This window comes from Streptomyces sp. MK37H (assembly GCF_018035285.1).
Lineage (GTDB): Bacteria > Actinomycetota > Actinomycetes > Streptomycetales > Streptomycetaceae > Streptomyces > Streptomyces endocoffeicus.
Window position 1 is genome coordinate 1 of record NZ_JAAAYH010000815.1, and the last position, 1,633, is coordinate 1,633.

The 1,633-nt window shown below is 71.7% G+C and carries 1 protein-coding gene; it reads left to right on the forward strand.

Annotated elements, in window-relative coordinates; translation table 11 throughout:
* Positions 1-71: 71 nt before the first annotated feature.
* Positions 72-1,633 (forward strand): type I polyketide synthase (locus GWI24_RS44150; protein ID WP_247617734.1); only part of this gene is annotated, 1,562 nt, incomplete at its 3' end.

A 1,633-nucleotide genomic window follows, 5' to 3' on the forward strand; every position in this document is an offset into this window, starting at 1 on the left:
CGGCGCAGACCTTCGCGTTGCGCTGGTGTGCGCCCGGCGTCCTACGTACCTGGATCCAGGGAGTCACGCTCATGAAGGGTTCCGACGGCACCTCGCCGAGCACGACGGACGCGCCGATCGCGGTCGTCGGACTGTCCTGCCGCCTCCCCGGAGCACCCGACCCCGCCACCTTCCGGCAACTGCTCCGCGACGGTGCCGACGCCATCACGGAGGCACCCGAGGGACGGTGGGACGCGGACACTGCCGTCCCTCGGCGGGGCGGATTCCTGGACCGGGACCGGATCGACCACTTCGACGCCGCCTTCTTCGGCATCTCGCCACGCGAGGCCGCGGCCATGGACCCCCAGCAGCGCCTGACCATGGAACTGACGTGGGAGGCCCTCGAAGACGCCGGAATCGTTCCGGACCGGCTCCGCGACAGCCGTACCGGCGTGTATATCGGTGTGATCGCGGACGACTACGCCACGCTGATCCGGCGGGGTGGCCCGGAGGCCATCGACCGGCACAGCTTCACCGGACTCCACCGCGGCATCATCGCCAACCGCGTCTCCTACCACCTCGGCCTGCGCGGCCCCAGCCTCACCCTCGACGCCGGACAGGCCTCCTCGCTGGCGGCCATCCACCTGGCCTGCGAAAGCATCCGCCGCGGCGAGACATCCATCGCCATCGTCGGCGGCGTCCACCTCAACCTCGCCCCCGAAAGCGGCGTCAGCGCCGCCCGGTTCGGCGGGCTGTCACCGGACGGCGTCACCTACACCTTCGACGCCCGCGCCAACGGTTTCGTACGCGGCGAGGGCGGCGGCGCCGTCGTTCTCAAGCCCCTCGCGGACGCCCTCGCCGACGGAGACCCCGTGTACTGCGTCATCCGGGGCAGCGCACTCAACAACGACGGTGGCGGGGATCACCTCACCACCCCCCACCAGGAGGCCCAGGAGGACCTCCTGCGCCGTGCCTACCGGCAGGCCGGAGTGGACCCCGCCCGTGTCCAGTACGTGGAGCTCCACGGCACCGGCACGAGGGTCGGCGACCCGATCGAGGCCGCGGCGCTGGGCGCGGTCTTCGGCGCGGCACGGCGGCCCACCGACGCCCCGCTGCTGGTGGGGTCGGCCAAGACCAACGTGGGTCATCTGGAGGGCGCGGCCGGTGTTGTCGGCTTCATCAAGACGGCCCTGGGGCTCAGGCACGGCGAGCTCTTCCCCAGCCTCAACTTCCGGACGCCCAACCCGGACATTTCGCTGGATCGGCTCAGGCTGCGGGTGCAGACGGCATCCGAGCCGTGGCTCGCGGATGCGGCGGGTACGCGGGAGGCGTTGACCGCCGGGGTGAGCTCGTTCGGAGTGGGCGGGACCAATTGCCATGTGGTGCTGTCCGGGGCACCCGAGCTTGCGATGGCTCGGGACGTGGCGGGAGCTGAGGGGAAGGACGCTCCTGCCTGGATCCCGTGGGTGGTGTCGGGGCGCTCAGAGGCGGCGTTGCGGGCGCAGGCGGGTCGGTTGGCGTCGTACGTGGGGGAGCGGGCGGAGCTGTCGGCCGGGGACGTCGGGTGGTCGCTGGCGACGACGCGTAGTGCGTTCGAGCACCGTGCGGTGGTGTTGGGGTCCGACCGTGCGGCTTTGATCGAGGGCTTGGGTGC